Below are 26,456 nucleotides of genomic sequence, written 5' to 3' on the forward strand. Positions count from 1 at the left end.
TCGCGGTGCGATGCGGGGTCGGGGCCCTGCACGGGGGTGTGGCTTCGCGGCCGGGGTGGCTGGGCATGCGTGCCGGGCACGCATGCCCCGCCACCCCGGCCGCGAAGCCGGCCGCGACCCCGCGGTCGCCGTGCCGCGTCCGGGCCCCCCTCAGCTCACCCCGTGGTCAGGAAGAAGGTCACCGCGGCGGCGCCCGCCAGGGCCGGCACGAGGATCTCGTACGCCCAGCGCACCTCGACCGGGCCGGGCTCGGCCGGGGACTCGCCGTCCTCGCCGTGGGCGAGGGCGAGCCCCCGCAGTTCGTCGATGGCCTGGTCGGACGGGGCCCGCTTCTCCTTGCGGTCGGCGTCGGAGGGCAGGGTCTTCCCGAAGCCGAGGAAGCCGCTGCTGGAGGGCGCGTGCCCGGCGCGCACCCGGGCGTTGTGCCGCTGCACGGACTTACGTTGCCGCAGGGAGACGGGGATGGCCCAGAGCTGGAACTTGCGGCCCTCGGCGATCAGCTCGCTGCTGTAGCCGGCCTGCACCGACTCCACGGCGGGCCACGGCACGGTGATGGTGCGCAGCGGGTTCCGCACCCGGATGCGCCGGCGGGAGGCGAAGACGGCCGGGCGCAGCGTGTACGCCACGACGAGCGGCGTGAAGAGCAGCAGCCCGGAGAGGGCGGCCCAGGGGGTGCGCCCGGTGCCGTTCAGCACCGCGTCGGAGACCAGCCAGAGCGCGAGGGCGAGCAGCAGCACCCCGCCGGTCATCGCGGAGGGCGACCGGTAGCAGCGATCGGCGTATCCCGCGGCCGCGGGGTCCTGGGAGCCGGTCCCGGCTCCGGAGCCGGAGCCGGCGGGATCGGGGGCGGCGTCGGAGCCGCGGGGCTGGCGCGTCATGAGGGAGATTGTGCCGGACCGTCCGGATGCCGGACATTGCGGTCCGGCATCGATCTGCGGCGGGCCTCTTCAGAGGAAACTACGCGTGTAGATATGGTGCTCTGGTGACCATGCCTACTGCGCTGACCGCTCCCGCCGCCGGGGCCGTGCCCCCGGACGCGAGCCCCGATGTGACCGGGTCCGACGCCGCGCTGCGCCGCTACCTCCACGGCCTGCCGGGCGTGGACGCCGTGGGCCTGGAGGCCCGCGCGGCGACGCTCGGCACCCGTTCGATCAAGACCTCCGCCAAGGCGTACGCCCTCGACCTGGCGATCTCCATGATCGACCTGACGACCCTGGAGGGTGCCGACACCCCGGGCAAGGTCCGGTCCCTCTGCGCCAAGGGCGCCAACCCGGACCCGACGGACCGTACGACGCCCCGGGTCGCGGCGATCTGCGTCTACCCGGACATGGTGCCGGTGGCGCGGGAGGCGCTCGCCGGGACGGGGATCGCGGTGGCGTCCGTGGCGACGGCCTTCCCCGCCGGGCGCGCCGGCCTGGAGGTGAAGCTCGCCGACACCCGGGAGGCGGTGGCCGCCGGGGCCGACGAGATCGACATGGTGATCGACCGCGGCGCCTTCCTCGCCGGCCGGTATCTCCAGGTGTACGAGGAGATCCGCGCCGTGCGCGAGGCGTGCGCTCGCCCGGACGGCTCCGCCGCCCACCTCAAGGTGATCTTCGAGAACGGCGAGCTGGCGACGTACGACAACATCCGGCGGGCCTCCTGGCTGGCCATGCTGGCGGGCGCCCACTTCATCAAGACGTCGACCGGGAAGGTCGCGGTCAACGCCACCCTGCCGAACACCCTGCTGATGCTGGAGGCGGTGCGCGACTTCCGCGCGGCGACCGGCCGGCAGGTCGGGGTGAAGCCGGCCGGCGGCATCCGCACCACCAAGGACGCGCTCAAGTACCTGGTGGTGGTGAACGAGACGGCGGGCGAGGACTGGCTCACCCCGGAGTGGTTCCGCTTCGGCGCCTCCAGCCTCCTCAACGACCTGCTGATGCAGCGCCAGAAGCTGCGGACCGGGAGCTACTCCGGTCCCGACTACGTGACGGTGGACTGATACCGATGGCGGCATTCGACTACGCACCCGCTCCCCAGTCCCGCTCGGTCGTCGACATCGCACCGGGCTACGGCCTCTTCGTCGACGGCGAGTTCCGCGAGGCGGCCGGCGGCAAGGTCTTCAAGACGGTCGCGCCCGCCACCGAGGAGGTGCTCTCGGAGGTCGCGCAGGCGAGCGCCGAGGACGTGGACGCGGCCGTCCGCGCGGCCCGCAAGGCGTTCTCCGGCTGGTCCGCGCTGCCCGGCGCCGAGCGGGCGAAGTACCTGTTCCGGATCGCCCGGCTGATCCAGGAGCGCTCCCGCGAGCTGGCGGTGCTGGAGACGCTGGACAACGGCAAGCCGATCCGGGAGACCCGGGACGCCGACCTGCCGCAGGTGGCGGCGCACTTCTTCTACCACGCCGGCTGGGCGGACAAGCTGGCGCACGCCGGATACGGCCCCGACCCGAAGCCGCTGGGCGTGGCCGGGCAGGTCATCCCGTGGAACTTCCCGCTGCTCATGCTGGCCTGGAAGATCGCCCCGGCGCTGGCCACCGGCAACACGGTGGTGCTCAAGCCGGCCGAGACCACCCCGCTCTCCGCGCTGTTCTTCGCCGACATCTGCCGGCAGGCCGGGCTGCCCCGCGGCGTGGTCAACATCGTCACCGGGGACGGCCGTACGGGCGCCGAGCTGGTCGCCCACGAGGGCGTGGACAAGGTGGCGTTCACCGGCTCCACGGAGGTCGGCAAGGAGATCGCCCGTACGGTCGCGGGCACCCGCAAGAAGCTCACCCTGGAGCTGGGCGGCAAGGGCGCCAACATCGTCTTCGAGGACGCCCCGCTCGACCAGGCCGTCGAGGGCATCGTCAACGGCATCTACTTCAACCAGGGCCAGGTCTGCTGCGCCGGGTCCCGGCTGCTGGTGCAGGAGTCGGTGGCCGAGGAGCTGCTGGCCGCGCTGAAGCGGCGGCTGGCGACGCTGCGGGTCGGCGACCCGCTGGACAAGAACACCGACGTGGGCGCCATCAACTCCGCCGAGCAGCTCGCCCGGATCACCGAGCTGGCCGAGGCCGGCGAGGCGGAGGGCGCCGAGCGCTGGTCGCCGGAGTGCACGCTGCCGGACCACGGCTACTGGTTCGCGCCGACGCTCTTCACCGGCGTCACCCAGGCGCACCGGATCGCCCGGGAGGAGATCTTCGGACCCGTGCTCTCGGTGCTGACCTTCCGCACCCCCGACGAGGCGGTGGCCAAGGCGAACAACACGCCCTACGGCCTCTCGGCCGGCATCTGGACGGAGAAGGGCTCCCGCATCCTGCGGATGGCGCAGGAGCTGCGCGCGGGAGTGATCTGGTCCAACACCTTCAACAAGTTCGACCCGGCCTCGCCCTTCGGCGGTTACAAGGAGTCGGGCTTCGGCCGCGAGGGCGGCCGCCACGGTCTGGAGGCCTACCTCGATGTCTGACGCACGGCTGAGTGTCCTCAAGACGTACAAGCTCTTCGTCGGGGGGAAGTTCCCGCGGTCCGAGAGCGGACGGGTGTACGAGGTGACCGACTCCAAGGGGAAGTGGCTGGCCAACGCGCCGGAAGCGTCCCGCAAGGACGCGCGGGACGCGGTCGTGGCCGCGCGCAAGGCGTTCGGCGGCTGGTCCGGCGCCACGGCGTACAACCGCGGGCAGATCCTCTACCGCGTCGCGGAGATGCTGGAGGGCCGGCGCGAGCAGTTCACCGCCGAGGTGGCCGCCGCGGAGGGCCTGTCGAAGGCGAAGGCGGCCGCGCGGGTGGACGCCGCCGTGGACCGCTGGGTCTGGTACGCGGGCTGGTCCGACAAGGTCGCGCAGGTGGCGGGCGGGGCCAACCCGGTCGCCGGGCCCTACTTCAACCTCTCCTCCCCCGAACCGACCGGCGTGGTGGCCGTGCTGGCGCCGCAGGAGTCCTCGTTCCTCGGTCTGGTCTCGGTGCTGGCGCCGGTGATCGTCACCGGGAACACCGCGGTCGTGGTCGCCTCCGAGCGGGCGCCGCTGCCCGCGCTCTCCCTCGCCGAGGTGCTGGCCACCTCGGACGTGCCGGGCGGCGTGGTGAACGTCCTGGCGGGCCGTACGGCGGAGATCGCACCGTCGCTCGCGGCGCACCAGGACGTCAACGCGATCGACCTTGCGGGCGCCGCGGGGGCCGCCGGCGGCGGGAGCGACGGGCACGACGGACACGACGGAAACACAGACCTCGGCCGGGAGCTGGAGGTCGCGGCGGCCGGCAACCTCAAGCGGGTACTGCGGCCGGACACGGCCCCGGACTGGTCCGCCGACCCGGGCACGGAGCGGCTGTTCGCCTTCCTGGAGACCAAGACGGTCTGGCACCCCGTCGGCGCCTGAGCGCACCCCCGGACCGGCCGCGGGCCGGGGCATGCGGCGGCCGTCCCCGCCGCACCGCCTGCACTGTCCGCACGGCCGCACGCCGTCGCGGCGGAGTCCCTCTGTCCGCCGCGACGGCGACCGCCGTGGCGCCGGGAGCGGCGGAGGGGGCCGGCCGCTTCCCCGGTGCGCCACATCCACCCGGAAGGGTGGACTGCCCAGCCCCGTACGACGACTCGTACGGGTGAGTCCTGCCCGGCCGACGGGCCCGCGGCCTCAGGGCAGCAGGCCCCGGGTGAGGGGCAGCTCGCGCAGCGAGGCGCCGTCCGCGACCGGGCCGGTGAGCTGCTGGGTGCCGACTGCCGGGAAGTCGGCGACCTGCGTGCCGAGGCCGTTGTCCAGCGGGTCGGAGCCGGTGCCGGACAGCGGGTCGAGCTGCATGCGGGTCAGCGTGAGATACGCGCTGCCCACGCCGTAGGTGACCGCGTCCTGCACCGCCCCGGAGGGGTCGTGCACCAGATCGGTGTCGGCGGTGCCGAGCGGGGTCGCCACCCGGCTGGGTTCGGCGGCGCTCGCGGCCGTACCGCCCGCGGCCAGCGCGGCTCCCGCCGCGGACAGGGTCAGCCCGAAGCGCAGCAGCGCGGGCGCGCGGCGGGGGGACGTGTCACGTGCGTGACGCGGGCGAGAGTTCACGGATGCCACCTGCCTCATCGAGTAGTCGGGCGCGCACACAGAGTAGCGCCTCGTGGTGACTCGCGCGGACACTGCCGTCCCGTGGGGGACACGGCACGGACGGGCCCGGCCCGCCCCGGCGTGCGACCTTGGGAAGGGAGGGCGGGAGCGGACCGCGCCGGCCGCCGCCCCGGCCGGCGGCCGCACGCCCGGCCCGAGCAGGCGCTGGGAGGACCCCGATGAGCGAGCCCGAGTTCGTCTACGTCATCTACGTCCAGACCACCGCACAGCGGCTGTACGAGGCGCTCACCGACCCGGAGTTCGTCAAGGTCTACATGGGCGACACCGGCCCGCGCTCGACGTGGGAGGTGGGCGCCCCGGTGCTCTGGAAGTCCGAGCCGGAGGGCGAGTTCGAGGAGCTCGGCCAACGGGTGCTGGAGGCTGTGCCGGGGCGGCGGCTGGCGTACACCTGGCACACCCTCCAGCCCCGGCACCGGGAGATGTTCGCCTGGACCTCGGACGAGGAGTTCGAGGAGGCGCGCCGGGAACGTTCCCGGGTCGCCTTCGACATCGAGCAGGCCGAGGTGCACGGGCTGGGCGTCAAGCTGACGATCACCCACGACGGCTTCCGCAGCCCGGAGAGCCGGATGCTCCAAGGGGTACGCGAGGGCTGGGTGATGATCGCCTCCGCGCTCAAGACGATGCTGGAGGGCGGCAGGCTGGTGCACGAGGACTGAGCGTCCGCCACCGGCGCGCGCCCGCGCCTCCCGCGTCCTACGGCGCGCCCGGGGCGTACCGGGCGGGTGCCGCACGTCACCCGGCGCGGGCGTACCGGGACGGTTCCCGGCAGGCGGGGATGCGCGACAATGGCGTCTCGTGACCGAACGCGCCCTCCCCGACCGCCCCGGCCCGCACGGCAGCTCCCACGGCGGGCCCGGTGCCGCTCCGCTCGCCCGTGTCATCCTGCTCACCGGCCCCTCCGGCTCCGGCAAGAGCCGCCTCGCGGCCCGCACCGGACTGCCCGTGCTGCGGCTGGACGACTTCTACAAGGAGGCCGGCGACCCGACGCTCCCCCGGCTGCCCGGCGGCGCCACCGACTGGGACCACCCGGAGTCCTGGGACGCGGACGCGGCCGCCGCGGCGGTACGTGCCCTCTGCGAGCACGGGCGCACGGCGGTGCCGGTCTACGACATCGGCACCAGCTCCCGCACCGGGGTCGCCGACTTCGCGCTGGACGGGGCGCCGCTGCTGCTCGCGGAGGGCATCTTCGCCGCGGACATCGCCGCCCGCTGCGCCGCGCTCGGCCTGCTGGCCGACGCGATATGCCTGCGCGGCCGCCCCTTCACCACCTTCCGGCGGCGGCTGCTGCGGGACGTGCGGGAGAGCCGCAAACCGGTGCCGTTCCTGGTACGCCGCGGCTGGAGCCTGATGCGTGCGGAGGGCTCCATCGTGGCGCGGCACCGGACGCTCGGGGCGCACCCCTGTGCCCGCGACGAGGCGCTGGGACGGATCGACGGGCTCCGGCAGGCGCACCCGGCGGTCCGCTGCTGAGCCGGTGCGCGGCCCACCGGGCCGGGTAGCGGAGGCGCCGCAGCACCCGGCTGGGCGCGGCGGCGGCCCACGCCAGGGCGCGGCGCACGCCCCGCAGAGCACAGCGCTCCCACCGCGGACTGCACACCCCGCAGACTGCACCCACCGCTGAGCGCTGCACGGACGGCCGGACCGCCCCGCACACACGACAGCGGGCCCGGTCGGACCCCCCGGCCGACCGGACCACGCTCCCCCGGCCCGGGCCCGGGGACACCCCTGCCCCGGGCCTGCGGGCCCTGACGGGGTCCCCCGACCCCGTCTCCCCCGTGTCCCCCCGCCCCCCTGGGGCCCTCCCCTGGCCCCCCTCCCCGTTCCCCCGTTCCCCCCGGGGTCCTGCGCTCAGGCGACCAGTTCGCCGAAGCACTCCTCCTCGTCCCGGCCGAAGCTCAGCGCCTCGTCGCCGCGCAGCCGGCGCAGCGACCGCCAGATGCTGCTCTTCACCGTGCCCACGCTGATGTCCAGGATCTCCGCGATCTCCGGGTCCGTACGGCCCTCGTAGTACCGCAGCACCAGCATCGTGCGCTGGAGTTCGGGCAGCCGGGCCAGCGCCTGCCACAGGACCGCGCGCAGCTCGGTGCCGCGCATCGCGTCGTGGTCGGCGGAAGGCGTCTCCGGCAGCTCCTCCGTCGGGTACTCGTTCAGCTTGCGGCGCCGCCAGGCGCTGATGTGCAGGTTGGTCATGGTGCGCCGCAGGTAGCCGCCGACGGCGGCCTTGTCGCTGATCCGGTCCCAGGCGCGGTAGGTGGAGAACAGCGCGCTCTGCAGCAGGTCCTCGGCCTCGTGGCGGTCGCCGGTCAGGTGGTAGGCGGTGGCGTACAGGGAGGCGCGCCGCTCCCGCACGTAGGCGGTGAACGCCGCTTCGGCGTCCCCGGCCTCCGTCGCGGCCCCGCGGCGCTCCCCCGGAGCCTCCCCGTACGTACCGCTCCCCCGTCCCCCCGTGCGGGCCTCGCCCGCGAGGTCCTCGACGGGCGCGATGTGCGCGGCCCGCCGGCGCCCGGTGCCGCGAGCGCACCCCCGCCCGCTCACGGCACCGGACTTCTCCGCGACCCGGGGCGAGGGAACCGACGAGGAGTGCAGACGCGTGTGAAGTACTGCGCTCTTGGTGGTGCCGTGCAGCGTGTTCATCGCGCGCCCCCTTCGTGGACCGACCCGGTCGCTTTGCTTGACGGGGACCACACTGCCGGGCCAGTTTCATCGCCGGGTCCCCCGACTGTCACAGGCCTGTCACAGGGGCCCCGGGCCGCCGCGCGCCGCCCGGCACGGGCCGGGCGGGGCCCTCCCCGGATGTGCGGGGACCTCGCGCTCGAAGTCCCGGGCCCCCATGGGACAGAATGGCGCGCGTGCCTTTCCTGTTGCTGATCGAGGACGATGACGCGGTGCGTACCGCCCTGGAGATGAGCCTCTCCCGCCAGGGCCACCGCGTGGTGACCGCTGCGTCGGGCGAGGAGGGTCTGAAGCTGCTGCGCGAGCAGCGCCCCGACCTGATCGTGCTGGACGTCATGCTCCCCGGCATCGACGGCTTCGAGGTGTGCCGCCGCATCCGGCGCACGGACCAGTTGCCGATCATCCTGCTGACCGCGCGCAGCGACGACATCGACGTGGTGGTGGGCCTGGAGTCCGGGGCCGACGACTACGTGGTGAAGCCCGTGCAGGGGCGGGTGCTCGACGCCCGCATCCGCGCGGTGATGCGCCGGGGCGAACGCGAGGCGAACGACTCGGCGACCTTCGGCTCACTGGTCATCGACCGTTCGGCGATGACCGTGACGAAGAACGGCGAGGACCTCCAGCTCACCCCGACCGAGCTGCGGTTGCTGCTGGAGCTCAGCAGACGCCCGGGGCAGGCGCTCTCCCGCCAGCAGCTTCTGCGGCTGGTCTGGGAGCACGACTACCTGGGCGACTCGCGGCTGGTGGACGCCTGTGTGCAGCGGCTCCGCGCGAAGGTCGAGGACGTGCCCTCGTCCCCGACCCTGATCCGCACCGTGCGCGGGGTGGGATACCGGCTGGACCCGCCGGCGTGAGCGCCGTGAGCGGGGGACACGGCGCGGACGGACCACGGCCGATCGGAAGGTGTCAGTGAAGGAAGCACGGTCGTCCCGGCCGGGCGGCTGGCTGGCGGGGGTGCTGCCGACGCTGCGGCTGCGGCTGGCGGTGGTCTTCGCACTGGTCGCCCTGACCGCCGCCGTCTCGGCGTCCGGCATCGCGTACTGGATCAACCGCGACGCCGTCCTGACCCGGGCGCAGAACGCCGCCCTGAACGACTTCCGCCAGGCCATGGAGGACCACGCCGGCCGGCTGCCGGCCGGCTACGACTGCGGGCAGCTCCGCGACGCCGCTGCCCGGATGGCGGACACCACGCAGAACTACCAGGTCGTGCTGATCGGCGGGACGCGGGCCGGGGAGCGCTGCACGGCCCTCGCCGGCGCCGGCGACTTCACCCTGGCCGACGTGCCGGAGGCGCTGCGCCGGGCGGTCGGCGAGCGGCGCGAGGTGGACTCGGCCAATCCGTATCCGTACCACCTCTACTGGCAGCGGATCATCCGGGACGACGACCCCTATCTGGTCGGCGGGGCCAAGCTGATGGGCGACGGTCCCACCCCCTCCGGCTATCTGCTCAAGTCGCTGGTGCCGGAGCGGGACGACCTCAACTCGCTGGCCTGGTCGCTGGGGATCGCCACCGCACTCGCCCTGCTCGGCGCGATGCTGCTGGCGCAGGCCGCCGCCTCCACCGTGCTGCGCCCCGTGCGGCGGCTCGGCGACGCGGCCCGGCGGCTCGGCGAGGGCAAGCTGGACACCCGGCTGCGGGTCTCCGGGACGGACGAACTGGCGCAGCTCTCCCGTACGTTCAACGAGACGGCGGAGTCCCTGGAGCACCGGGTGGCCGAGCTGAGCGCCCGGGAGGCCGCCTCCCGGCGCTTCGTCGCCGACATGTCGCACGAGCTGCGCACCCCGCTGACCGCGATCTCCGCGGTGACCGAGGTGCTGGAGGAGGAGCAGGAGAACCTCGACCCGATGATCGCGCCCGCGGTGCAGCTCGTGGTGAGCGAGACCCGCCGGCTCGGCGACCTGGTGGAGAACCTGATGGAGGTGACCCGCTTCGACGCGGGCACCGCGAAGCTGGTGCTGGACGACGTCGACGTGGCCGACCAGGTCACCGCCTGTATCGACGCCCGCGCCTGGCTGGACGCGGTCGAGCTGGACGCGGACCGCGGCCTCATGGCGCGGCTCGACCCGCGGCGGCTGGACGTCATCCTGGCCAACCTGATCGGCAACGCCCTGAAGCACGGCGGCTCGCCGGTGCGGGTGTCGGTGCGGACGGGGCGGTCCGCCTCCGGGGCGGACGAGCTGCTGGTGGAGGTCGCCGACCACGGCCCGGGCATCCCGGAGGACGTGCTGCCGCACGTCTTCGACCGCTTCTACAAGGCGAGCGCCTCCCGGCCGCGTTCGGAGGGGAGCGGGCTCGGGCTGTCGATCGCCATGGAGAACGCGATGATCCACGGCGGCACCATCACGGCGCGGAACGGCACGGAGCCCGGCATCGGAGCCGTCTTCACCCTGCGGCTGCCCCGGGACGCCAGCGAGCTGACGGAGGAGAGCGAGCGCACGGAGGACGCCGGGCGGAAGGCCCGCGGCGCGGGCGGCCGGAGCGGCGCCGGGCCCGCCGGCGGCGGCCCGGGCCCCGGCGACCGTCCGGGAGACGGCGGGGACGGCGACGGCTCCGCCGGTACGGAGAACCGGGACGGCGCGCCCCGGGAGGGCGGGACGGCTCCGGACCGGCCGGACGCCGGGCCGAGCCAGGGTGCCGGTCATGCCGGGCCCGACGGGCCGGGCCCGGATGCCGGGCCGGACCCGCAGGGCGGGGAGGACGGCCCGGGCCGGGACGAGCGCGAGGACGGCGAAGGAGAAGGTGGACGATGAGGACGGCACCGGCACGCGGGAGGCCGGGCCGCGGCCGTACCGCGGCACGCGCCGCGGCCCTGCTCGCCACGGGGATGCTGGCCGCGGGCTGCGGCATCCGCGCCACCTCGGTCCCGGTGGACGCCGGCGCGGCGCCCTCCCGGGACTCCTGCGCGGTGGCGGAGGACGCCCGCTCGCCCGCGCTCGGCGAGGCCACGGCGGTGCCGGTGCACCTCGTGTGCAGCTCCCGGGTCACGGCCGTCGAGCGGTCCGTCGAGCTGCCCGAGCGGCGGGTCGCCGTGGCCCGCACGCTCCTCGGCGAGCTCACGGAGCAGCCGGGGGCCGAGGAGGCGGCGGCCGGCTTCGAGAGCCGGGTGCCCGCAGGGCTGACGGTGACGGGCCCGGCGGAGGGCGACCCGGAGGAGACGCTGCGGCTGAGCGAGCCACCCGACGGGCTGCCGCCGTTCGCGCTGGCGCAGCTCGTGTGCACCTGGGCCGGGTCCGCCGCGGCCGGCGGGCGCGACTCGGTGGCGCTGGGCGGGCCCGCAGACGGCGGCGGGGAGCCGCCGCGGCGGTACACCTGCGACACCGATCTGCGCTCGGACCCGGAGACCGCGGCGACGGCAGGCACGCCGCTGTCCTCCCCCGCGCCGGAGTGAGGTGAGTCGCAGCCGGGGCGGCCGGTGCGCGGAACCGGCGCCACCGGCAGCGGCGTCCTTCCCCGCGTGCACCGTCATGACCACAGCGGCGGCGTCTCCGCATCCCGTGTCCGCGCGGCGGCCTCCCTCCTTCTCGGCGTTCACCTGCTCGTCGTCGGCTGGCTGATGCTGCGGCCCCGTTCGGTGGCGTGGGTCGCTCCCGCGAACCTGCGGCCGTTCACCACCATCCGTGCCGATCTGGCTGCCGGGCCGCAGGCCGCGCTGGAGGCGATCGGCGGCGGGCTGCTGCTGCTCGCGCCCCTGGGCGTGCTGCTGCCGCTGGTGGCGGGCCGGCTGCACCGGCCGCTGCCGGGGACGGCGGCGCGCACGGTGCTGGGGGGCGTGCTGGCCTCTCTCGCGCTGGCCGTGGTGCGCAGCGGGGTGCCGGAGCTGATCGTGGACGTGGACGCCGTGATGCTGAACGCCGCCGGGGTGGCGCTGGCGCACGTGCTGTTCTATCCGCTGCTGCGGGCCCGGCTGCGCCGGGTGGTGGAGCCACCGCCGCACGCGGGGCGACGGACGGAGGAGATCCGGGTCGAACTCCGGGAGGAGGCCCCGCAGGGGCGTACCCCGAGAGCTCCCAGGGTCGGGATCGCCCCGTAGTCCGACGCTTCGCCCGCTTGATGCTTCTACGGTGGATTTCACCGCAGCCGTTCCTGGAAACCCGGAAGCGGCGACGAACGTACCGAGCGAAGGAGTACGGAGATGGCCGCTCTCACCCGCCCCCGCGAAGGCCGGATGATCGCCGGCGTGTGCGCGGGCCTCGCGAACCGCTTCGGCACCACGGCGACGACGATGCGGGTGCTCTTCGTGGCCTCGTGTCTGCTGCCGGGCCCGCAGTTCCTGCTCTATCTGGCGCTGTGGATCCTGCTGCCGAACGACGACCGGAAGACCGCCTGGCAGCGGACGGCCTGAGGCTGCCGGGAGCCGTTCGCAGGGGACAGGAGACCGGAGGGCCGTGCGCCGGGGCGCACGGCCCTCGTCCGCGGTGCCGTGCGCCCTCGCGGACCGTCGGTCCCGGTGTCCGGGCTCAGTCGAGCGGCAGCCCGCCCAGCAGGTTCGGGACGTGCAGGGTGCCGGTGTCCGGGTCGGCGGGGAGGCCCAGCCGGTCGAAGGTGCCGGCCGCCAGAGTGCCGACCGGCAGTCCCTGTGGAGCCTCCTCCGTGGCGGCCTCGTCCTCGGCGGACGCCTTCTCGGCGGACCCCTTCTTGGCCTTCCCTGCCTTCTCGCCCTTCCCGGATTTCCCGGCCTTCTCGCCCTTCCCGGACTTCGTGTCCTCGGTGGGGAGCGGGCCCTCGGTCAGCACGTCCGTCGGCAGTGCGTTGCCCGTGACCTGGCCGACCACGGGGAGCCCGCCGAGCAGCTCGCCCTGCGGGGTCGCGGCCTGACCGGTCTCGGCTGCCATGCCCGGGGAGACGACCTGCTCCGGGCGGGTGGGCATCCGGCCGATGGAGCCGCTCTTGCCGGTCGCGTCCTGCACGGCCGGGTTGGCCAGCACCTGGCCGCCGGCGGTCTCCACGCTCTCGGTGACGCCACCGGCGTGGGCGGCGCCCGCGCCGGTGGCGGCGAACGCCGCACCGAGCGCGGTGACGCCGAGGGTCTTCATCGTTCCGTGCTTCATCAGGGCACCTGTGTCCTCACTGACGGGGAGTTGGGGAGGCCCGGCGAACGTAGCCAGCCGCGGGGACCCCCGCAAACAGCGCGAAAGGGGCGCACGATGCGTGTCGCGGGCACCGCCCGCGCGCCCGCGCCGGGGCGCGGACGGGACCCGCACCGGCCCGGCGTCGCCGAGGAATCCGCAGGTCGGACGGGGAGCCCGGGACGTCAGTCGGCGGCACCCCGGAACAGCCAGGCGGACTTCAGCGCGGCGTAACCCGGCTTGATCACCTCGTTGATCATCGCGAGACGTTCATCGAAAGGGATGAACGCAGACTTCATCGCATTGACGGTGAACCACTGCATGTCGTCCAGCGTGTAGCGGAAGGTCTCCACCAGGTGCTCGAACTCCCGGCTCATGCTGGTGCCGCTCATCAGGCGGTTGTCGGTGTTCACCGTGGCCCGGAAGTGCAGCCGCCGCAGCAGCCCGATCGGGTGCTCGGCGTAGGAGGCGGCGGCGCCCGTCTGCAGGTTCGACGACGGGCACAGCTCCAGCGGGATGCGCTTGTCACGCACGTAGGACGCCAGCCGGCCCAGCTTGACGCCGCCGTCGTCGGCCACCTGGATGTCGTCGATGATCCGCACGCCGTGCCCGAGCCGGTCCGCGCCGCACCACTGGAGCGCCTGCCAGATCGAAGGCAGCCCGAAGGCCTCGCCGGCGTGGATGGTGAAGTGGTTGTTCTCCCGCTTCAGGTACTCGAAGGCGTCCAGGTGGCGGGTGGGCGGGTAGCCCGCCTCGGCGCCCGCGATGTCGAAGCCCACCACGCCCAGGTCGCGGTAGCGGTTGGCGAGCTCGGCGATCTCCAGCGCGCGAGCCGCGTGCCGCATGGCGGTGAGCAGCGCGCCGACGCGGATGCGGTGCCCGGCGGCGCGGGCCCGCCGCTCACCCTCGCGGAAGCCCTCGTTGACGGCCTCCACGACCTCCTCCAGGGTCAGCCCGCCCTGCAGGTGCTGCTCGGGCGCGTAGCGGACCTCGGCGTAGACGACGCCGTCCGCGGCCAGGTCCTCGGCGCACTCGGCGGCGACCCGGGTGAGGGCGTTCCGGGTCTGCATGACGGCGCAGGTGTGGGCGAAGGTCTCCAGATAGCGCTCCAGCGACCCCGAGTCGGCGGCCTCGCGGAACCAGGTGTCCAGGCGCTCCGCGTCCTCGGCCTCGGGCAGCCCGTCGTAGCCGGTCTCCCGGGCGAGCTCGATGATCGTGGCCGGGCGCAGCCCGCCGTCCAGGTGGTCGTGGAGGAGGACCTTGGGAGCGCGCCTGATCTGTTCCGGGGTGGGGATGGTGGCTGTTGCTGTGCTCTCGCTCGTCATCTCCGCACTGTAGCTCCTACGCGCGTAGATCGCCACGGCGAAACGGGCCGCGACACCCACCCGTACGACCCGGCCCGCGCCCGGTGCTTCGATACGGAAAGGTGATGCACGGCACGCGCCGTACACCCGTGCTTCTGCCATGGTTCTGCCGTGACTCAGCAAGCGTTGCCGGACCGAGTGCCGGATCGGGAAGCCAGGTTGGGGAGGGCGCGGGGCGAGGAGCGCTCGGTCCACGGAGTCGTGCTGCTGCTACCGGGCGGCACCGCGCACAGCGTGCGCCGGCGCTCGCCGCGCGCCGCAGCCGCGGTGCTGCCCCTCGCCCGCCGGCTGGCGCGCGCCGGGCGCGGGGACTCCCTCGTCACCCATGTCGTGCACTACCGCTTCCACGGCTGGAACGGCGCGGCCGCGCACACCGCCCGCGACGCCGAGTGGGCCGTCGACGAGGTGGTGCGCCGCTACGGCGACGTCCCGGTGTGCCTCCTCGGTACGGACGTGGGCGCCCGCGCCGCACTGCACGCCGCCGGCCACCCGGCCGTCACGGCGGTGCTCGCACTGGCGCCGTGGCTGCCCGGCGCCCCCGCGGAGGCCGGGAACGCCGGGGACGCCGGGAACGCCCGGACGGCCGGCGGGCCGCCCGGGGACGCCACCCGCCCCGCCCCGGCGGAGGAGGAGCCCATCGACCAGCTCGCGGGCCGTCAGGTGCTGTTCGTCCACGGCACCGACGACGTGCGCACCGACCCGGAGCTCTCCTTCCGGCTCGCCGAGCGGGCGAAGCGGCGCGACCCCGGCGTGTGCCGCTTCGAGGTGCACTCCGACGGCCACACCCTTTCCCAGCACCGTTCCGAAGTGGCCGCGCTGGCCGAGGACTTCGTGCTGGGGACGCTGGGCGACCGGCCGTTCTCCCGCCCGCTCACGGACGCCTTCGCCGCTCCCCCGCCGCTGGGCCTGCGGATGCCGCTGGCGGCCGGCTTCGGCCGCTCGCTGCGCGGCTGACCGGGTGGCCGCCCGTACCGTCCGCACCCGGCGCCGCGGACCGTGCGGCACACGGGCGCAGGAGGCGGTCGGTACGGGACCGTGACGCGGGCGGGGCGCCGCGGGGAAGCTCAGTCCAGCAGGCTCCCGCGGCGGCTCAGCAGGAAACGGCGGAAGGCCGCCACGGGTGCGGTCTCCGGGGCGCCGTCGCGCCAGGCGAGCCCGATCTCCCGGCTCGCGCGCGGCGCGGTGACGGTCAGTTCGTGGACGCCCGGGCGCGGGATCGCCGGGGGCGGCAGCAGCGCCACCCCCAGGCCGGCGGCGACGAGTCCGCGGATCGTCTCCGCCTCCTCGCCCTCGAAGGCGATGCGCGGCCGGAACCCGGCCTGGGTGCACAGCGCTTCGAGGATGCGCCGCATGCCGTAGCCGGGCTCCAGGGTGACGAAGGGCTCCTCGGCGGCCTCGGCCAGCCGGATGCGCCTGCGGGACGCCAGCCGGTGGTCGTCCGGCACCACCAGCCGGAGCCGCTGCTCGTCCAGCCGCCGGGCCGCCAGCCCGCGCGCGGCCAGCTCGGCCGGGTCCGGGATGGGCGAGGTGAGGCAGAGGTCCAGTTCGCCGGCGGCCAGCCGCTCCAGCATCGCCTCGCCGTAGGTCTGGACGAGCGAGAAGCGCACCCGGGGGTGGTCGGCGCGGAAGGCGCGGAGCAGGCCCGGCACCGTCTCCCAGCCGAGGGTGTGCAGAAAACCGAAGGCCACCTTGCCGGTCGCCGGGTCCGCGTCGGCGCGTACGGACTCGGCGGCCTGTTCGACGGCGGCGAGGGCGCGTTCCGCGGACTCCAGGAACGTACGGCCGGCCGGGGTGAGGGAGACGGCGCGGCCGTGCCGGGCGAAGAGGGCGACGCCCAGGTCCTCCTCCAGCCGGGCCAGGCCGCGGCTGAGCGTGGACTGCGGCACGCCGAGCTCCTGCGCGGCACGGGTGACGTGCTCGTGACGGGCGACGGCGGCGAAGTGGGCGAGCCGCGGGGTGAGGGCGGAGCCCCAGTCGGCGGGCGGACGGGCCCCCGCGTGCGCGGAGTGCGCGGGGCGCGTGCCGGCCGGCCCGCCCGCCACGCCACGGCGCCGCGGGGCGCCGTCACGGGACGCCGGGGCACGTCCCCGGGACGTCACGGACGTCACAGGGCTGTCTTTCTCGTTGCGGGACGGTGACACGCAAGGCTCTCAGCTCGACTGATGCAGGGCAGGAACGATTCTCGCAGATTTGCGCATTGGACGCATGAGTCGCGCCGCCGTACGTTCGAGGCATGCCTTCTGCTGATACCAGGGCGTCCACCGGGGGAGTGGGCGCCGCCTCCGACGTTCCCGCCTCCGGCCGCGTGTCCCGCTCCGCACCCCGTGCCACCTCCGGTGCCGGCGCCTCCGGCGCGGCTGCCGGTTCCGGCGTTCCCGCCGATCCCACCGTGTCGACCGAGTCGACCAAGCTGCGGCCCGGCGACCCCGGATACCGCCGCCTGAGCCTGGCGCTCTTCGCCGCCGGGCTGGTCGCCTTCGGACTGCTCTACTCCACCCAGGCGCTGCTGCCCGCGCTCTCCGCGGACCTGGGTGTCACCGCCGGCCGCGCGAGCTGGACGGTCTCCGGCGCCACCCTCGGGCTGGCGTGCGCCGTGCTGCCGCTGAGCGTGCTCTCCGAGCGCTTCGGCCGCCGCCGGGTGATGACCCTCTCCCTGACCCTCGCGGTGGGCCTGGCGCTGCTGATGCCGCTGGCGCCCTCGCTGGGCTGGCTGATCGCGCTGCGGGTGGCGCAGGGCGTGGCCCTCGCGGGCGTGCCCGCCTCGGCGATGGCCTTCCTCGCCGAGGAGGTGCGGGCCCGCGCGCTGGTCGGCGCGATCGGCCTGTTCGTCGCCGGCAACAGCATCGGCGGCATGAGCGGCCGCATCATCACCGGCTGGGCCACCGAGGCCTGGGGCTGGCGCGCCGGGCTGCTGGTGCTGGGCGGCGCCGCCGCGCTCTGCGCGGTCGCCTACCGCCTGCTGGTGCCCCGCCCGCGGCACTTCCGGCCGGCCTCGGTCCGCCCGCGGGCGGTGGCCCGCACGGTGCGGGAGCAGCTCGCGAACCCGCTGCTGCTCCGGCTCTACGCCATCGGCATGCTCTTCATGACCGTCTTCGGCGCGGTCTACACCGTCGTCGGCTACCGCCTGGTCCATCAGCCGTTCGGGCTCTCCCAGGGGCTGGCCGGGTCGATCTTCGTGATCTACCTGGTGGGCACGGTCTCCTCCGCGGCGGCCGGCACGCTCCACGCCCGGCTGGGCCGGCGCGGCGCGCTCTACCTGGCGATCGGCACCACGGCCACCGGTCTGCTGCTGTCGCTCGCGGAGAACCTGCTCGCGGTGGCCGGCGGCCTGGTGCTGATCACCGCCGGCTTCTTCGCGGGGCACGCGGTCGCCTCCGGGTCAGTGAGCCGTACGGCGACCACCGGCCGCGCGCAGGCTTCCGCGCTCTACCAGATGGCGTACTACCTGGGCAGTTCGCTGGGCGGCGCGCTGGGCGCCTTCGCCTACGCTGCGGCGGGCTGGCCGGCCACGGCCGCCTTCGCGCTCACCGCGCTGGTGGCGGCGGCGGGCATCACGCTGTACGCCACCCGCCGCGCGGTCGCCGAGCGCCGCGCGGTGGCCCTGGCGGCCGCCGGGCGCTGAACTCCCGGGTTCGGGGCCGCGTCACGGCCCCGCACCCGGCCCGTCCGCCTGTCCACCCGTCAGCCCGCCGGGAAGCTCCCCGTGTCGAGCTCCAGGCCGAAGGGCTCCGGAATCCGGAGCGTCCGCCCGAACTCCACGGAGTCGAGCACCCGGTAGGTGCTGTCCTCGGGCTCCCCGAAGAGGGTGGCGGTGGGCTTCCCCGAGTGCCACGGGTCGAGCAGCAGATACAGCTCCACGCCCGCCTGCGCATAGCCGTGGACCTTGCTGATGCGGTCGTGGTTGGCGTTGTCGCGGGAGGTGATCTCCACGACGAGCCTCGCCTCCCCGGCAGGGATGCGGTTCCCCGGGGCTTCGAGGGCGGTGCTCGGGACGACGGCGAGATCCGGGATGTAGAGCCCGGCGGAGTCCGGGACGGACAGGCCTCGGGTCTGAACGATCTCCCACTCGTCCGGGAGCGTGCGGTAGAGCAGCCGCTGGAGGCGGGCAGCCGTCAGGTTGTGCGCGTTCGCGGGCGGGGGTGCCACGGTGACGATCCCCTCGATGATCTCCACCTTGCAGCCCTCGGGCGCGTCCGTGTCCTCCCACATACGGACGGCGTCGTCCCAGCCGAAGCCGTCGTCCGGCCGGTAGTCGACGGGGAGTGCGGTCATGGCGGTCTCCTATCGGTGCGTCACCGGCACCATCATGCCGAACGGCGCCGGGGGCGAGCCACCGGCGCCGTTCACCCGAACGAGAGATCCGCAGGTCAGGCGATCCGGTCCAGCACCACCGACTCCGGCACGTCCACCGGCCCGGCGCCGATCTCGTAGCCCCCCTCCAGCGCGGCGAGGGCGTAGTCGAACTTCTCCGGCGTGTCCGTGTGCAGGGTCAGCAGCGGGGCCCCGGCCGTGATCCGGTCGCCCGGCCGGGCGTGCAGCTCGACGCCCGCACCGGCCTGCACGGGGTCCTCCTTGCGGGCGCGGCCGGCTCCCAGCCGCCAGGCGGCGAGCCCGACGGCGTACGCGTCCAGGGAGCGCAGCACCCCGGAGTCGCCGGCGCGGACGATGTGCTGTTCGCGGGCGACCGGCAGCGGGGCGTCCGGGTCGCCGCCCTGGGCGGCGATCATGCGGCGCCAGACGTCCATCGCGGAGCCGTCCGCGAGGGCCTTGGCCGGGTCGGCGTCCGGCAGGCCCGCGGCGGCCAGCATCTCCCGTGCCAGCGCGAGGGTCAGTTCGACCACGTCCGCCGGGCCGCCGCCGGCCAGCACCTCCAGCGACTCGCGGACCTCCAGGGCGTTGCCCGCAGTCCGGCCGAGCGGGGTGGACATGTCGGTGAGCAGCGCCACGGTGCGCACGCCGTGGTCCGTCCCCAGACCGACCATGGTGGCGGCCAGCTCCCGGGCGTCGTCGAGGTTCTTCATGAAGGCGCCGGAGCCGACCTTGACGTCGAGCACCAGCGAACCGGTGCCCTCGGCGATCTTCTTGCTCATGATGGAGCTGGCGATGAGCGGCACGGACTCCACGGTGCCGGTGACGTCGCGCAGCGCGTAGAGCTTCTTGTCGGCCGGGGCGAGCCCCTCCCCGGCGGCGCAGACGACGGCGCCGGCCGAGTCGAGCTGGGAGAGCATCTCGGCGTTGCTCAGCGAGGCGCGCCAGCCGGGGATCGACTCCAGCTTGTCCAGGGTGCCGCCGGTGTGGCCGAGACCGCGCCCGGAGAGCTGCGGGACGGCGGCGCCGCAGGCCGCGACGAGCGGGGCCAGGGGCAGGGTGATCTTGTCGCCGACGCCGCCGGTGGAGTGCTTGTCGGCGGTCGGCCGGGCGAGCGTGGAGAAGTCCATCCGCTCGCCGGAGGCGATCATCGCGGCGGTCCAGCGGGCGACCTCCGCACGGGTCATGCCGTTCAGCAGGATCGCCATGGCGAGTGCGGACATCTGTTCGTCGGCGACCGCGCCGCGGGTGTAGGCGTCGATGACCCAGTCGATCTGCTCGTCGCTCAGGGGGTGCCCGTCGCGCTTGGTGCGGATGACGGAGATGGCGTCCATGAGGGGCGGTCCTTCGTTCGTGCGAGAACTGTTGGGGTGCAGGGGCCGGGTGGGCGGGAGCGGAACTGCCCGGGTAGGCGGGAGCGGAACTGCCCGGGTAGGCGGGAGCGGAACTGCCCGGGTGGGCGGGAGCGGAACTGCCCGGGTGGGCGGGAGCGGAACGGCCCGGGTGGGCGGGAGCCGGGCCGCCGTACGGGGACCCGTCCCGGAGGGCGGAAGGCGACGCCCGGCCGGCCGCGGGCCGGTGGCCCGCGGCCGGTCAGCGGTCCAGGTCCGCCGGGCCGAACGCGTCGGGCAGCAGCTCGGCGAGCGTACGGACGCCCCCGGCGGTGTCGACCAGCAGGCCCGGACCGCCGTGTTCCCAGAGGAGCTGGCGGCAGCGGCCGCACGGCATCAGCAGCGCGCCGTGCCGGTCGCAGCAGGTGAAGGCGGTCAGCCGGCCGCCGCCGGTGGCGTGCAGCGCGGAGACCAGACCGCACTCGGCGCAGAGGGCGACGCCGTAGGCGGCGTTCTCGACGTTGCAGCCGGTCACCGTGCGGCCGTCGTCGGCCAGCGCGGCCGCGCCGACCGGGAAGCCGGAGTAGGGGGCGTAGGCCCGGGTCATGGCGTCCCGGGCCTGCTCCCGCAGGGCTTCCCAGTCGACGGCGGGGTCCGCTCCGGGGGGCGGGCTCACGTGCCCTGCCCCTTCCGGTAGGGCTTGCCGATGGTCTTCGGCACCCGTAGCCGCTGCGTCGCCAGGCACAGCACCAGCAGGGTGGTGAGGTACGGGCTGGCCTCGACGAGCTCGCGGGGCACGGTGTCGGTGGTCGCGTACCAGAGGGCGACCAGCACGCCGGAGGCCATGGCCACCATCGCGGACGTCCGCGAGCCCTTGTACAGCTTCCACAGGCCGTAGCCCACCAGGAGTACCGCGAACACGAGCAGCAGGGCGTGGATCGTCGGGCCGCCGCCGCGGAGCTGGGTGCCGTCCATGAACCCGAAGATACCCGCGCCCATGGCGACACCGCCCGGACGCCAGTTGCCGAAGATCATCGTGGCGAGGCCGATGTAGCCGCGACCGCCGGTCTGACCCTCCTGGTAGTAATGCACGTAGAGGGCGAGGAAGGCGCCGCCGAGCCCGGCGAGGGCGCCGGAGACGGTGATCGCCGCGTACTTGTACCGGTAGACGTTCACGCCCAGCGACTCCGCGGCGACGGGGTTCTCACCGCAGGAACGCAGCCGCAGGCCGAAGGAGGAGCGCCACAGCACGAAGAAGGTGAGGACGAACAGCCCGGCGGCGAGCAGCGTCAGCCAGGACACGCTGTCCACGGCTGCGCGCGCGATGCCGGCCGCGTCCGACAGGAAGAACCAGTCCTGCCTCTCCAGCGAGCCCAGCCAGTCGGCCAGCAGGGGCACCGAGAACTGCGACATGTCGTCGATCTTGGGCGACTGCCGGTCGTTCCCGCCGACCGCCGCGGCCTCGCTGCCCGGCGCCGCGAACCACAGCTTCGCGAGGAACTGGGTGAGTCCGAGGGCGAGGATATTCACGGCCACACCCGAGACGATGTGGTCCACGCCGAACGTGACGGTGGCCAGAGCGTGGATCAGGCCGCCGAGCGCACCGCCGAGCAGGCCGGCGACGACGGCCGCCCAGGGCCCGTACTGCCAGCCGATCCAGCCGGCGGCGAAGGTGCCCATCACCATCATGCCCTCGAGGCCGATGTTGATCACGCCGGCCCGTTCGGACCACAGCCCGCCGAGGCCGGCGAGGCCGATGGGCACCGCCCAGCTCAGGGCGGTGGAGTAGACGCCGAAACCGGTGATGCCCTCGACGCCGGTGATCACACGCAGCGCCGACAGCAGCAGCAGACCCCCGGCGATGATCAGCAGGATCCAGGGCCAGGTCAGCCTGCGGCGCTGCTTCCGTGCGCTCTGCGCGCGACCGCGCTCGGTCAGCGACTCCGAGAACTTGGCGGAGAGGTTCGTGCTCACGCGGACACCTCCGCCTTGTCGTTGTTCCGGGCGTTCCGGGCCTGCTTGGCGAGCTGCTCGCCGACGGCGCGCTGCTGACGGCGGAGGCCGTAGCGCCGGACGAGTTCGTAGGCGATGACCACGCAGAGGACGATGACGCCCTTCATGACCTCGACGGTCTCCTGCGCGTAGTCCTCGAGCTGGATGTAGGCGCCGGTACGGTCGAGGAAGCCCCACAGCAGCGCGGCGAAGGCCATGCCCACGGCGTTGTTACGGCCGAGCAGGGCGAGGGCGATGCCGGTGAAGCCGATGCCGGTGGGGAAGTCGTTGCCGTAGTTGTGCGCCTCGCCCAGCAGGATGGGCATGCCCACCAGGCCGGCTGCGGCGCCGGAGAGGACCATCGAGGTGACGACCATCCGCTTGACGTCGACTCCGCTGGCCTGGGCGGCCGTCTCGGAGCCGCCGACCGCACGCAGGTCGAAGCCGAAGCGGGTGCGGTTGAGCATGAACCAGTAGCCGAAGCCGACGGCCGCGGCGATGAAGACGAAGCCGTTGATCTCGTCGGGGGTCGTCGGCAGGAAGAAGATGTGGCTGGACTCGGGGATGTCCGGCGTGTGGAAGATGTTGCCGTCCTTCACCGCCAGCCGGCCCTCCTGCAGGAAGTAGCCGATGAGCGAGGCCGCGATGAAGTTGAGCATGATCGTGGTGATGACCTCGCTGACGCCCCGGGTCACCTTGAGGAAGCCCGCGATGCCGGACCACACCGCGCCGACCACCACCGCGATGAGCAGGATGAGCGGGATCTGCACCACGCCGGGCAGCGTCAGCGCGCCGCCCACGACCGCGGCGAAGAACGCGGCGATGCGGTACTGGCCGTCGACACCGATGTTGAAGAGGTTCATCCGGAAGCCGATGGCCACGGCCAGCGCGGACAGGTAGTACGGGATCGCCTTGTTGATGATCCAGACCTGGCTGTCGCTCTTGGAGCCGTAGTCCACCATCAGCGTGTAGGCGCCGATGGGGTCCTTGCCGGTCGCCAGCATGATCAGCGAGGTGATGACGAGCGCGGCGACGAGTGCCAGGACCGGAGCGGCGATGCCGAGTATCAGCCGGTTCTTGTCGATCTTCAGGGACTTCACCGCTGGTCGCCCTCCTCGCCGGTCTCGTCCTCCACACCCGTGGCGGAGCCGCTGCCGGATGCCTCGAGGTGGCCGCTGGCGGCGCCGGTCATGGCGGAGCCCAGCTCCTCGGGGGTGATGGTGGCGGGGTCCGCGTCCGCGACCAGCCGGCCGCGGTACATCACCCGCAGGGTGTCGGAGAGCCCGATCAGCTCGTCCAGGTCGGCGGAGATGAGCAGCACCGCGAGGCCCTCGTGGCGGGCCTCGCGTATCTGGTCCCAGATCTGCGCCTGCGCGCCGACGTCCACGCCGCGGGTGGGGTGGGCGGCGATGAGCAGCTTGGGGTGGTGGCTCATCTCCCGGCCGACGATCAGCTTCTGCTGGTTGCCGCCGGAGAGGCTGGCCGCGGTGACCTCGATGCCGGGCGTCCGGACGTCGTAGTCGGTGACGATGCGCTCGGTGTCCTTGCGGGCGGCTGCGATGTCGAGGACGCCGAGGGGCCCGCCCTTGCTGTTCGGGGCCTCGGTGACGTGGCCCAGCATGCGGTTCTCCCACAGCGGGGAGGCGAGCAGCAGGCCGTGCCGGTGACGGTCCTCGGGGATGTAGCCGATGCCGCCCTCGCGCCGGGCGCGGGTGGGGCGGTGGGAGATGTCCTCGCCGTCGAGGGTGACGGTGCCGCCGTCCGGGTCGCGCAGGCCCATCACGGCCTCGACCAGCTCGGCCTGCCCGTTGCCCTCGACACCGGCGACGCCCAGCACCTCGCCCTTGTGGATGGTGAAGGTGATGCCGTCGAGCACGGCGCGGACGCCGCCGTCCGGGTCGGTGGCGGAGAGGTGCAGGTCCTCGACCTTCAGCATCTCCACGTCGGTGACGGTGGACTCGCGGGTCTCCGGGGACGGCAGCTCACTGCCGACCATGAGTTCGGCGAGCTGCTTGGGGGTGGTCTCGTCCGGCTGCACGGCGGCGACCGTGGTGCCGCGCCGGATCACCGTGATGTCGTCGGCGACGGTGAGCACCTCGCCCAGCTTGTGCGAGATGAAGATGACGGTGAGGCCCTCGGCCTTGAGTTCGCGCAGGTTGTCGAAGAGCGCGTCGACCTCCTGCGGCACGAGCACGGCCGTCGGCTCGTCGAGGATGAGCGTCCGGGCGCCTCGGTAGAGGACCTTGAGGATCTCCAGGCGCTGCCGGTCGGCGACGCCGAGCTCCTCGACGAGCACGTCCGGGCGTATCGCCAGGCCGTACGCGTCGGACAGCTCCATGATCTTCTTGCGGGCGCCGCCGCCGATGCCGTACAGCTTCTCGGCGCCGAGGACGACGTTCTCCTGCACCGTGAGGTTGTCGGCGAGCATGAAGTGCTGGTGCACCATGCCGATGCCGCGCGCGATGGCGTCGGCCGGGGTGCGGAAGGAGACCTTCTCGCCGTCGACGGTGATGGTGCCCTCGTCCGGCGGCTGCATGCCGTAGAGGATCTTCATCAGGGTGGACTTGCCGGCGCCGTTCTCCCCGACGAGGGCGTGCACGGTGCCGCGGCGGACGGTGATGTCGATGTCGTGGTTGGCCACGACACCCGGGAACCGTTTGGTGATGCCGTGGAGCTCCACGGCCGGCGCGGCGCCTGCTGGGGTCACGCTGCCGGCCGGCGGGCTGCTGCTGGACGCTTGGATGACGCACTCTCCTCGAGGGGACCGGGCGAAGGAGTGAAGGATGGGGCGGAAGTGACGGTATCGCGTGACCGTCGCGCTACGCGCGTAGCATCCCCCCGAGAAAGCGGGCCCGGAGCGGAGGGTGCCGCTGCACCCTCCACGCCGGGCCCACGCCATGCGGGCCTGCCGGCCCGTCAGCGGCGGACCCGCTTACTTCGCGGGGGTCTCGCTGACCGTGACCTCGCCGCTGACGATCTTCTTCTTGGCCTCTTCGATCTTCGGCATGATGTCGTCGATGAAGCCGCCGGACGTGGCGAGGGAGACGCCGTCCTCCTTGAGCGTGTAGGCGTTCACACCGGTGAGCGGCTTGCCCTCCTCGACGCTCTTGATCAGGTCGAAGACGGCGACGTCGACGTTCTTCACCACCGAGGTCATGATGACGTCCTTGTACTCCGCCAGACCGGGCTGCTGGTACTGGTCGGAGTCGACACCGATCGCCCAGGCGTCACCGTGGTCGTGGATCGCCTCGATCGAACCCGCGCCGGACTGGCCGGCAGCGGTGTAGATGATGTCGATGCCGCGGTCCAGCATCCCCTTCGCCTTCTCCTTGGCGGCGGCGGGGTCGTTGAAGCCCTTGTCGTTGTTCGGGTACAGGTACTCCGAGGTGACCTTGACCTTCTTGTCGGTCGCCTTGACGCCCTGCTCGAAGCCCGCCTGGAACTTCTGGATCAGCGCGTTGTTCACACCGCCGATGAAGCCGACCTTGTCGGTCTTGGTCTTCAGCGCGGCGGCGACGCCGGCGAGGTAGGAACCCTCGTGCTCGGAGAAGACCATGCTGTCGACGTTCGGCGCCTCGACCACGGAGTCGACCAGACCGAAGGTCGTGTCCGGGAACTTCTTGGCGATCTTCTCGATCGACGCCCCGTAGCTGAAGCCGACGCCGATGACCGGGTCGTAGCCCTGCTGGGCGAGGTTGGTGAGGCGCTGCTCGCGGTCGGCCTCGGTCTCGTTGTTGCTCGCGGTGAGCATCTCGACGTTGACGCCGAGCTCCTCCTTGGCCTTGTCGGCACCGCGGGCGGCGGACTCGTTGAAGGAGTGGTCGTCACGACCGCCGACATCGAAGGCCAGGCCGACGCCCTTCTCCTTCTTCTCACCCTTGTTCGCCTCGGTGGAGCTCTCGCCGCACGCGGTGGCCGTCAGCGCGAGGGCCGCGGTGGCGCTGACCGCGGCTGCAATCTTGGATATCCGACGCAAGAGGACGTTCCCTTCGTCTCCCGGAAGCGCCTCTTCCCGGCGCTGGATGTTCCGGGCCAGATTAACGCGCGTAGATTCCAGGTAAAGGGCTCCTGGACGGCCGTTACCGGATCGGTGTCAAGCAGGCCTCACCACGCCCTTGCGCCCCCTCCCCCGGCCGAGCCCGGCCCTCACCCGGGAGCACGAAACCGCAGGCCACAGGGGTACGTCACCGCTGGGGGCCGGGTCCGTCACGGGACGACCACGGGGCGTGCGGGAGCTGGGTGGCCGGCGGAGGGTGGATGGCGGGTGCGCCAATACGGGGGCGCGCGCGTGCGGCCACGGTGCCGGGGTCGCGCGGGGCGCCTCCCGGGTGCCGCTTGCCGGTGGTTGCGGTCACTGCTTGGCGGGCTACGAGGGGAGGGGTGGTGGGTGCCGGGCGCGTTCAGGGTGCCGGTGGCGGGTGGCGTGGTCGGCCGGGGTCAACCCGCCTGCGACGGGGCCGGGCGGCATGACCAGGTCGGTAAGCCGGAGACGGGCGTGCCCTGGCGGGCTGCTGCCGCGTGGTGGCTTGGGTTTCGTCTTCTCGCTCCGCTCGTGTCACGTGCGTGGCACTGCGGCGTTCGCCTGCGGGCCGTTCCGGAGTGGGGGTGCGCGGCGCGACCGGTGAGGATGCGGGCGGCTCCGGGGCGGGATCACCCCCTTGC

Annotated in this window: 25 protein-coding genes; 12 read left to right on the forward strand and 13 right to left on the reverse strand. The window is 73.7% G+C overall.

Annotated features, from left to right (window positions below; genetic code table 11):
- Positions 1–155: 155 nt before the first annotated feature.
- Positions 156–878, reverse strand: coding sequence for a PH domain-containing protein (locus HOY81_RS15275; protein WP_237320952.1), 723 nt, complete (start codon positions 876–878; stop codon positions 156–158).
- 110 nt (positions 879–988) lie between these two features.
- On the opposite strand from HOY81_RS15275, the gene deoC reads away from it, so the two are divergent.
- Genes deoC through HOY81_RS15290 form a run of 3 tightly spaced genes read left to right on the forward strand, consistent with a single transcriptional unit; the run spans position 989 to position 4,327 of the window.
- Complete coding sequence (gene deoC / locus HOY81_RS15280; RefSeq protein ID WP_237320990.1) at positions 989–1,981, forward strand: deoxyribose-phosphate aldolase; 993 nt, start codon at positions 989–991, stop codon at positions 1,979–1,981.
- 5 nt (positions 1,982–1,986) lie between these two features.
- Entirely contained in the window at positions 1,987–3,420 is a 1,434-nt protein-coding gene (locus HOY81_RS15285; protein WP_237320953.1) for an aldehyde dehydrogenase family protein, read from the forward strand.
- Complete coding sequence (locus tag HOY81_RS15290; RefSeq protein WP_237320955.1) at positions 3,413–4,327, forward strand: aldehyde dehydrogenase family protein; 915 nt, start codon at positions 3,413–3,415, stop codon at positions 4,325–4,327. Before HOY81_RS15285 ends, HOY81_RS15290 begins: the two co-directional genes overlap by 8 nt.
- 255 nt (positions 4,328–4,582) lie before the next feature.
- Here the strand turns inward: HOY81_RS15290 and HOY81_RS15295 are convergent, their stop codons facing one another.
- Entirely contained in the window at positions 4,583–4,999 is a 417-nt protein-coding gene (locus tag HOY81_RS15295) for a hypothetical protein (RefSeq protein ID WP_237320957.1), read from the reverse strand.
- 218 nt (positions 5,000–5,217) lie between these two features.
- Between HOY81_RS15295 and HOY81_RS15300 the strand changes: the two genes are divergently transcribed.
- Positions 5,218–5,715, forward strand: a complete 498-nt coding sequence (locus HOY81_RS15300) for an SRPBCC domain-containing protein (RefSeq protein ID WP_237320958.1) — start codon at positions 5,218–5,220, stop codon at positions 5,713–5,715.
- Positions 5,716–5,938: 223 nt separating this feature from the next.
- Positions 5,939–6,529, forward strand: a complete 591-nt coding sequence (locus HOY81_RS15305; protein ID WP_237320991.1) for an ATP-binding protein — start codon at positions 5,939–5,941, stop codon at positions 6,527–6,529.
- A gap of 378 nt (positions 6,530–6,907) precedes the next feature.
- Here the strand turns inward: HOY81_RS15305 and HOY81_RS15310 are convergent, their stop codons facing one another.
- Positions 6,908–7,693 carry a SigE family RNA polymerase sigma factor gene (locus HOY81_RS15310; RefSeq protein ID WP_237320959.1) on the reverse strand — a complete coding sequence of 262 codons (786 nt, stop codon included), beginning with the start codon at positions 7,691–7,693 and terminating at the stop codon, positions 6,908–6,910.
- Positions 7,694–7,908: 215 nt separating this feature from the next.
- Between HOY81_RS15310 and afsQ1 the strand changes: the two genes are divergently transcribed.
- From afsQ1 to HOY81_RS15335, 5 genes are all read left to right on the forward strand, one after another.
- Positions 7,909–8,586, forward strand: coding sequence for a two-component system response regulator AfsQ1 (gene afsQ1 / locus HOY81_RS15315; RefSeq protein WP_237320960.1), 678 nt, complete (start codon positions 7,909–7,911; stop codon positions 8,584–8,586).
- Between the two features lie 49 nt (positions 8,587–8,635).
- Entirely contained in the window at positions 8,636–10,483 is a 1,848-nt protein-coding gene (locus HOY81_RS15320) for a HAMP domain-containing sensor histidine kinase (RefSeq protein WP_237320961.1), read from the forward strand.
- A complete protein-coding gene (locus HOY81_RS15325) occupies positions 10,480–11,121 on the forward strand; it encodes a hypothetical protein (protein WP_237320962.1) in 642 nt (213 codons plus the stop codon). Before HOY81_RS15320 ends, HOY81_RS15325 begins: the two co-directional genes overlap by 4 nt.
- A gap of 66 nt (positions 11,122–11,187) precedes the next feature.
- Positions 11,188–11,763 carry a VanZ family protein gene (locus HOY81_RS15330; RefSeq protein WP_237320963.1) on the forward strand — a complete coding sequence of 192 codons (576 nt, stop codon included), beginning with the start codon at positions 11,188–11,190 and terminating at the stop codon, positions 11,761–11,763.
- Between the two features lie 102 nt (positions 11,764–11,865).
- Positions 11,866–12,075, forward strand: coding sequence for a PspC domain-containing protein (locus HOY81_RS15335; RefSeq protein ID WP_237320964.1), 210 nt, complete (start codon positions 11,866–11,868; stop codon positions 12,073–12,075).
- A 115-nt stretch (positions 12,076–12,190) separates the two neighbouring features.
- On the opposite strand, the gene HOY81_RS15340 is transcribed toward HOY81_RS15335, so the two are convergent.
- Together HOY81_RS15340 and HOY81_RS15345 are read right to left on the reverse strand one after the other, a co-directional pair.
- Positions 12,191–12,781, reverse strand: coding sequence for a hypothetical protein (locus HOY81_RS15340; RefSeq protein ID WP_237320965.1), 591 nt, complete (start codon positions 12,779–12,781; stop codon positions 12,191–12,193).
- Between the two features lie 203 nt (positions 12,782–12,984).
- Complete coding sequence (locus HOY81_RS15345; protein WP_237320966.1) at positions 12,985–14,124, reverse strand: adenosine deaminase; 1,140 nt, start codon at positions 14,122–14,124, stop codon at positions 12,985–12,987.
- Positions 14,125–14,274: 150 nt separating this feature from the next.
- On the opposite strand from HOY81_RS15345, the gene HOY81_RS15350 reads away from it, so the two are divergent.
- Complete coding sequence (locus HOY81_RS15350) at positions 14,275–15,117, forward strand: alpha/beta hydrolase (protein WP_237320967.1); 843 nt, start codon at positions 14,275–14,277, stop codon at positions 15,115–15,117.
- Between the two features lie 110 nt (positions 15,118–15,227).
- Here the strand turns inward: HOY81_RS15350 and HOY81_RS15355 are convergent, their stop codons facing one another.
- Positions 15,228–16,271, reverse strand: coding sequence for a LysR family transcriptional regulator (locus HOY81_RS15355; protein ID WP_237320968.1), 1,044 nt, complete (start codon positions 16,269–16,271; stop codon positions 15,228–15,230).
- Between the two features lie 125 nt (positions 16,272–16,396).
- Here HOY81_RS15355 and HOY81_RS15360 point away from each other — a divergent pair, with 125 nt between their 5' ends.
- Positions 16,397–17,785: an MFS transporter gene (locus HOY81_RS15360; RefSeq protein WP_237320969.1), complete on the forward strand. Its 1,389-nt coding sequence runs from the start codon at positions 16,397–16,399 to the stop codon at positions 17,783–17,785.
- Positions 17,786–17,844: 59 nt separating this feature from the next.
- On the opposite strand, the gene HOY81_RS15365 is transcribed toward HOY81_RS15360, so the two are convergent.
- The 7 genes from HOY81_RS15365 to HOY81_RS15395 form a co-directional block, all read right to left on the reverse strand.
- Positions 17,845–18,435 (reverse strand): Uma2 family endonuclease, encoded by a 591-nt coding sequence (locus tag HOY81_RS15365; RefSeq protein WP_237320970.1) that lies wholly within the window; start codon positions 18,433–18,435, stop codon positions 17,845–17,847.
- A gap of 95 nt (positions 18,436–18,530) precedes the next feature.
- A complete protein-coding gene (locus tag HOY81_RS15370; RefSeq protein ID WP_237320971.1) occupies positions 18,531–19,805 on the reverse strand; it encodes a thymidine phosphorylase in 1,275 nt (424 codons plus the stop codon).
- 259 nt (positions 19,806–20,064) lie between these two features.
- On the reverse strand, positions 20,065–20,478 hold the full coding sequence (locus tag HOY81_RS15375) for a cytidine deaminase (RefSeq protein WP_308341053.1): 414 nt from the start codon (positions 20,476–20,478) through the stop codon (positions 20,065–20,067).
- Positions 20,475–21,740 carry an ABC transporter permease gene (locus HOY81_RS15380; RefSeq protein WP_237320993.1) on the reverse strand — a complete coding sequence of 422 codons (1,266 nt, stop codon included), beginning with the start codon at positions 21,738–21,740 and terminating at the stop codon, positions 20,475–20,477. Before HOY81_RS15380 ends, HOY81_RS15375 begins: the two co-directional genes overlap by 4 nt.
- Before the next feature lie 32 nt (positions 21,741–21,772).
- Positions 21,773–22,894 (reverse strand): ABC transporter permease, encoded by a 1,122-nt coding sequence (locus HOY81_RS15385; RefSeq protein WP_237320972.1) that lies wholly within the window; start codon positions 22,892–22,894, stop codon positions 21,773–21,775.
- On the reverse strand, positions 22,891–24,501 hold the full coding sequence (locus HOY81_RS15390; protein ID WP_237320973.1) for an ABC transporter ATP-binding protein: 1,611 nt from the start codon (positions 24,499–24,501) through the stop codon (positions 22,891–22,893). Before HOY81_RS15390 ends, HOY81_RS15385 begins: the two co-directional genes overlap by 4 nt.
- A gap of 225 nt (positions 24,502–24,726) precedes the next feature.
- Positions 24,727–25,770 carry a BMP family protein gene (locus HOY81_RS15395; protein WP_237320974.1) on the reverse strand — a complete coding sequence of 348 codons (1,044 nt, stop codon included), beginning with the start codon at positions 25,768–25,770 and terminating at the stop codon, positions 24,727–24,729.
- Between the last annotated feature and the right edge of the window lie 686 nt (positions 25,771–26,456).

The sequence above is a fragment of the Streptomyces sp. JJ36 genome, from assembly GCF_021696945.1.
GTDB lineage: Bacteria > Actinomycetota > Actinomycetes > Streptomycetales > Streptomycetaceae > Streptomyces.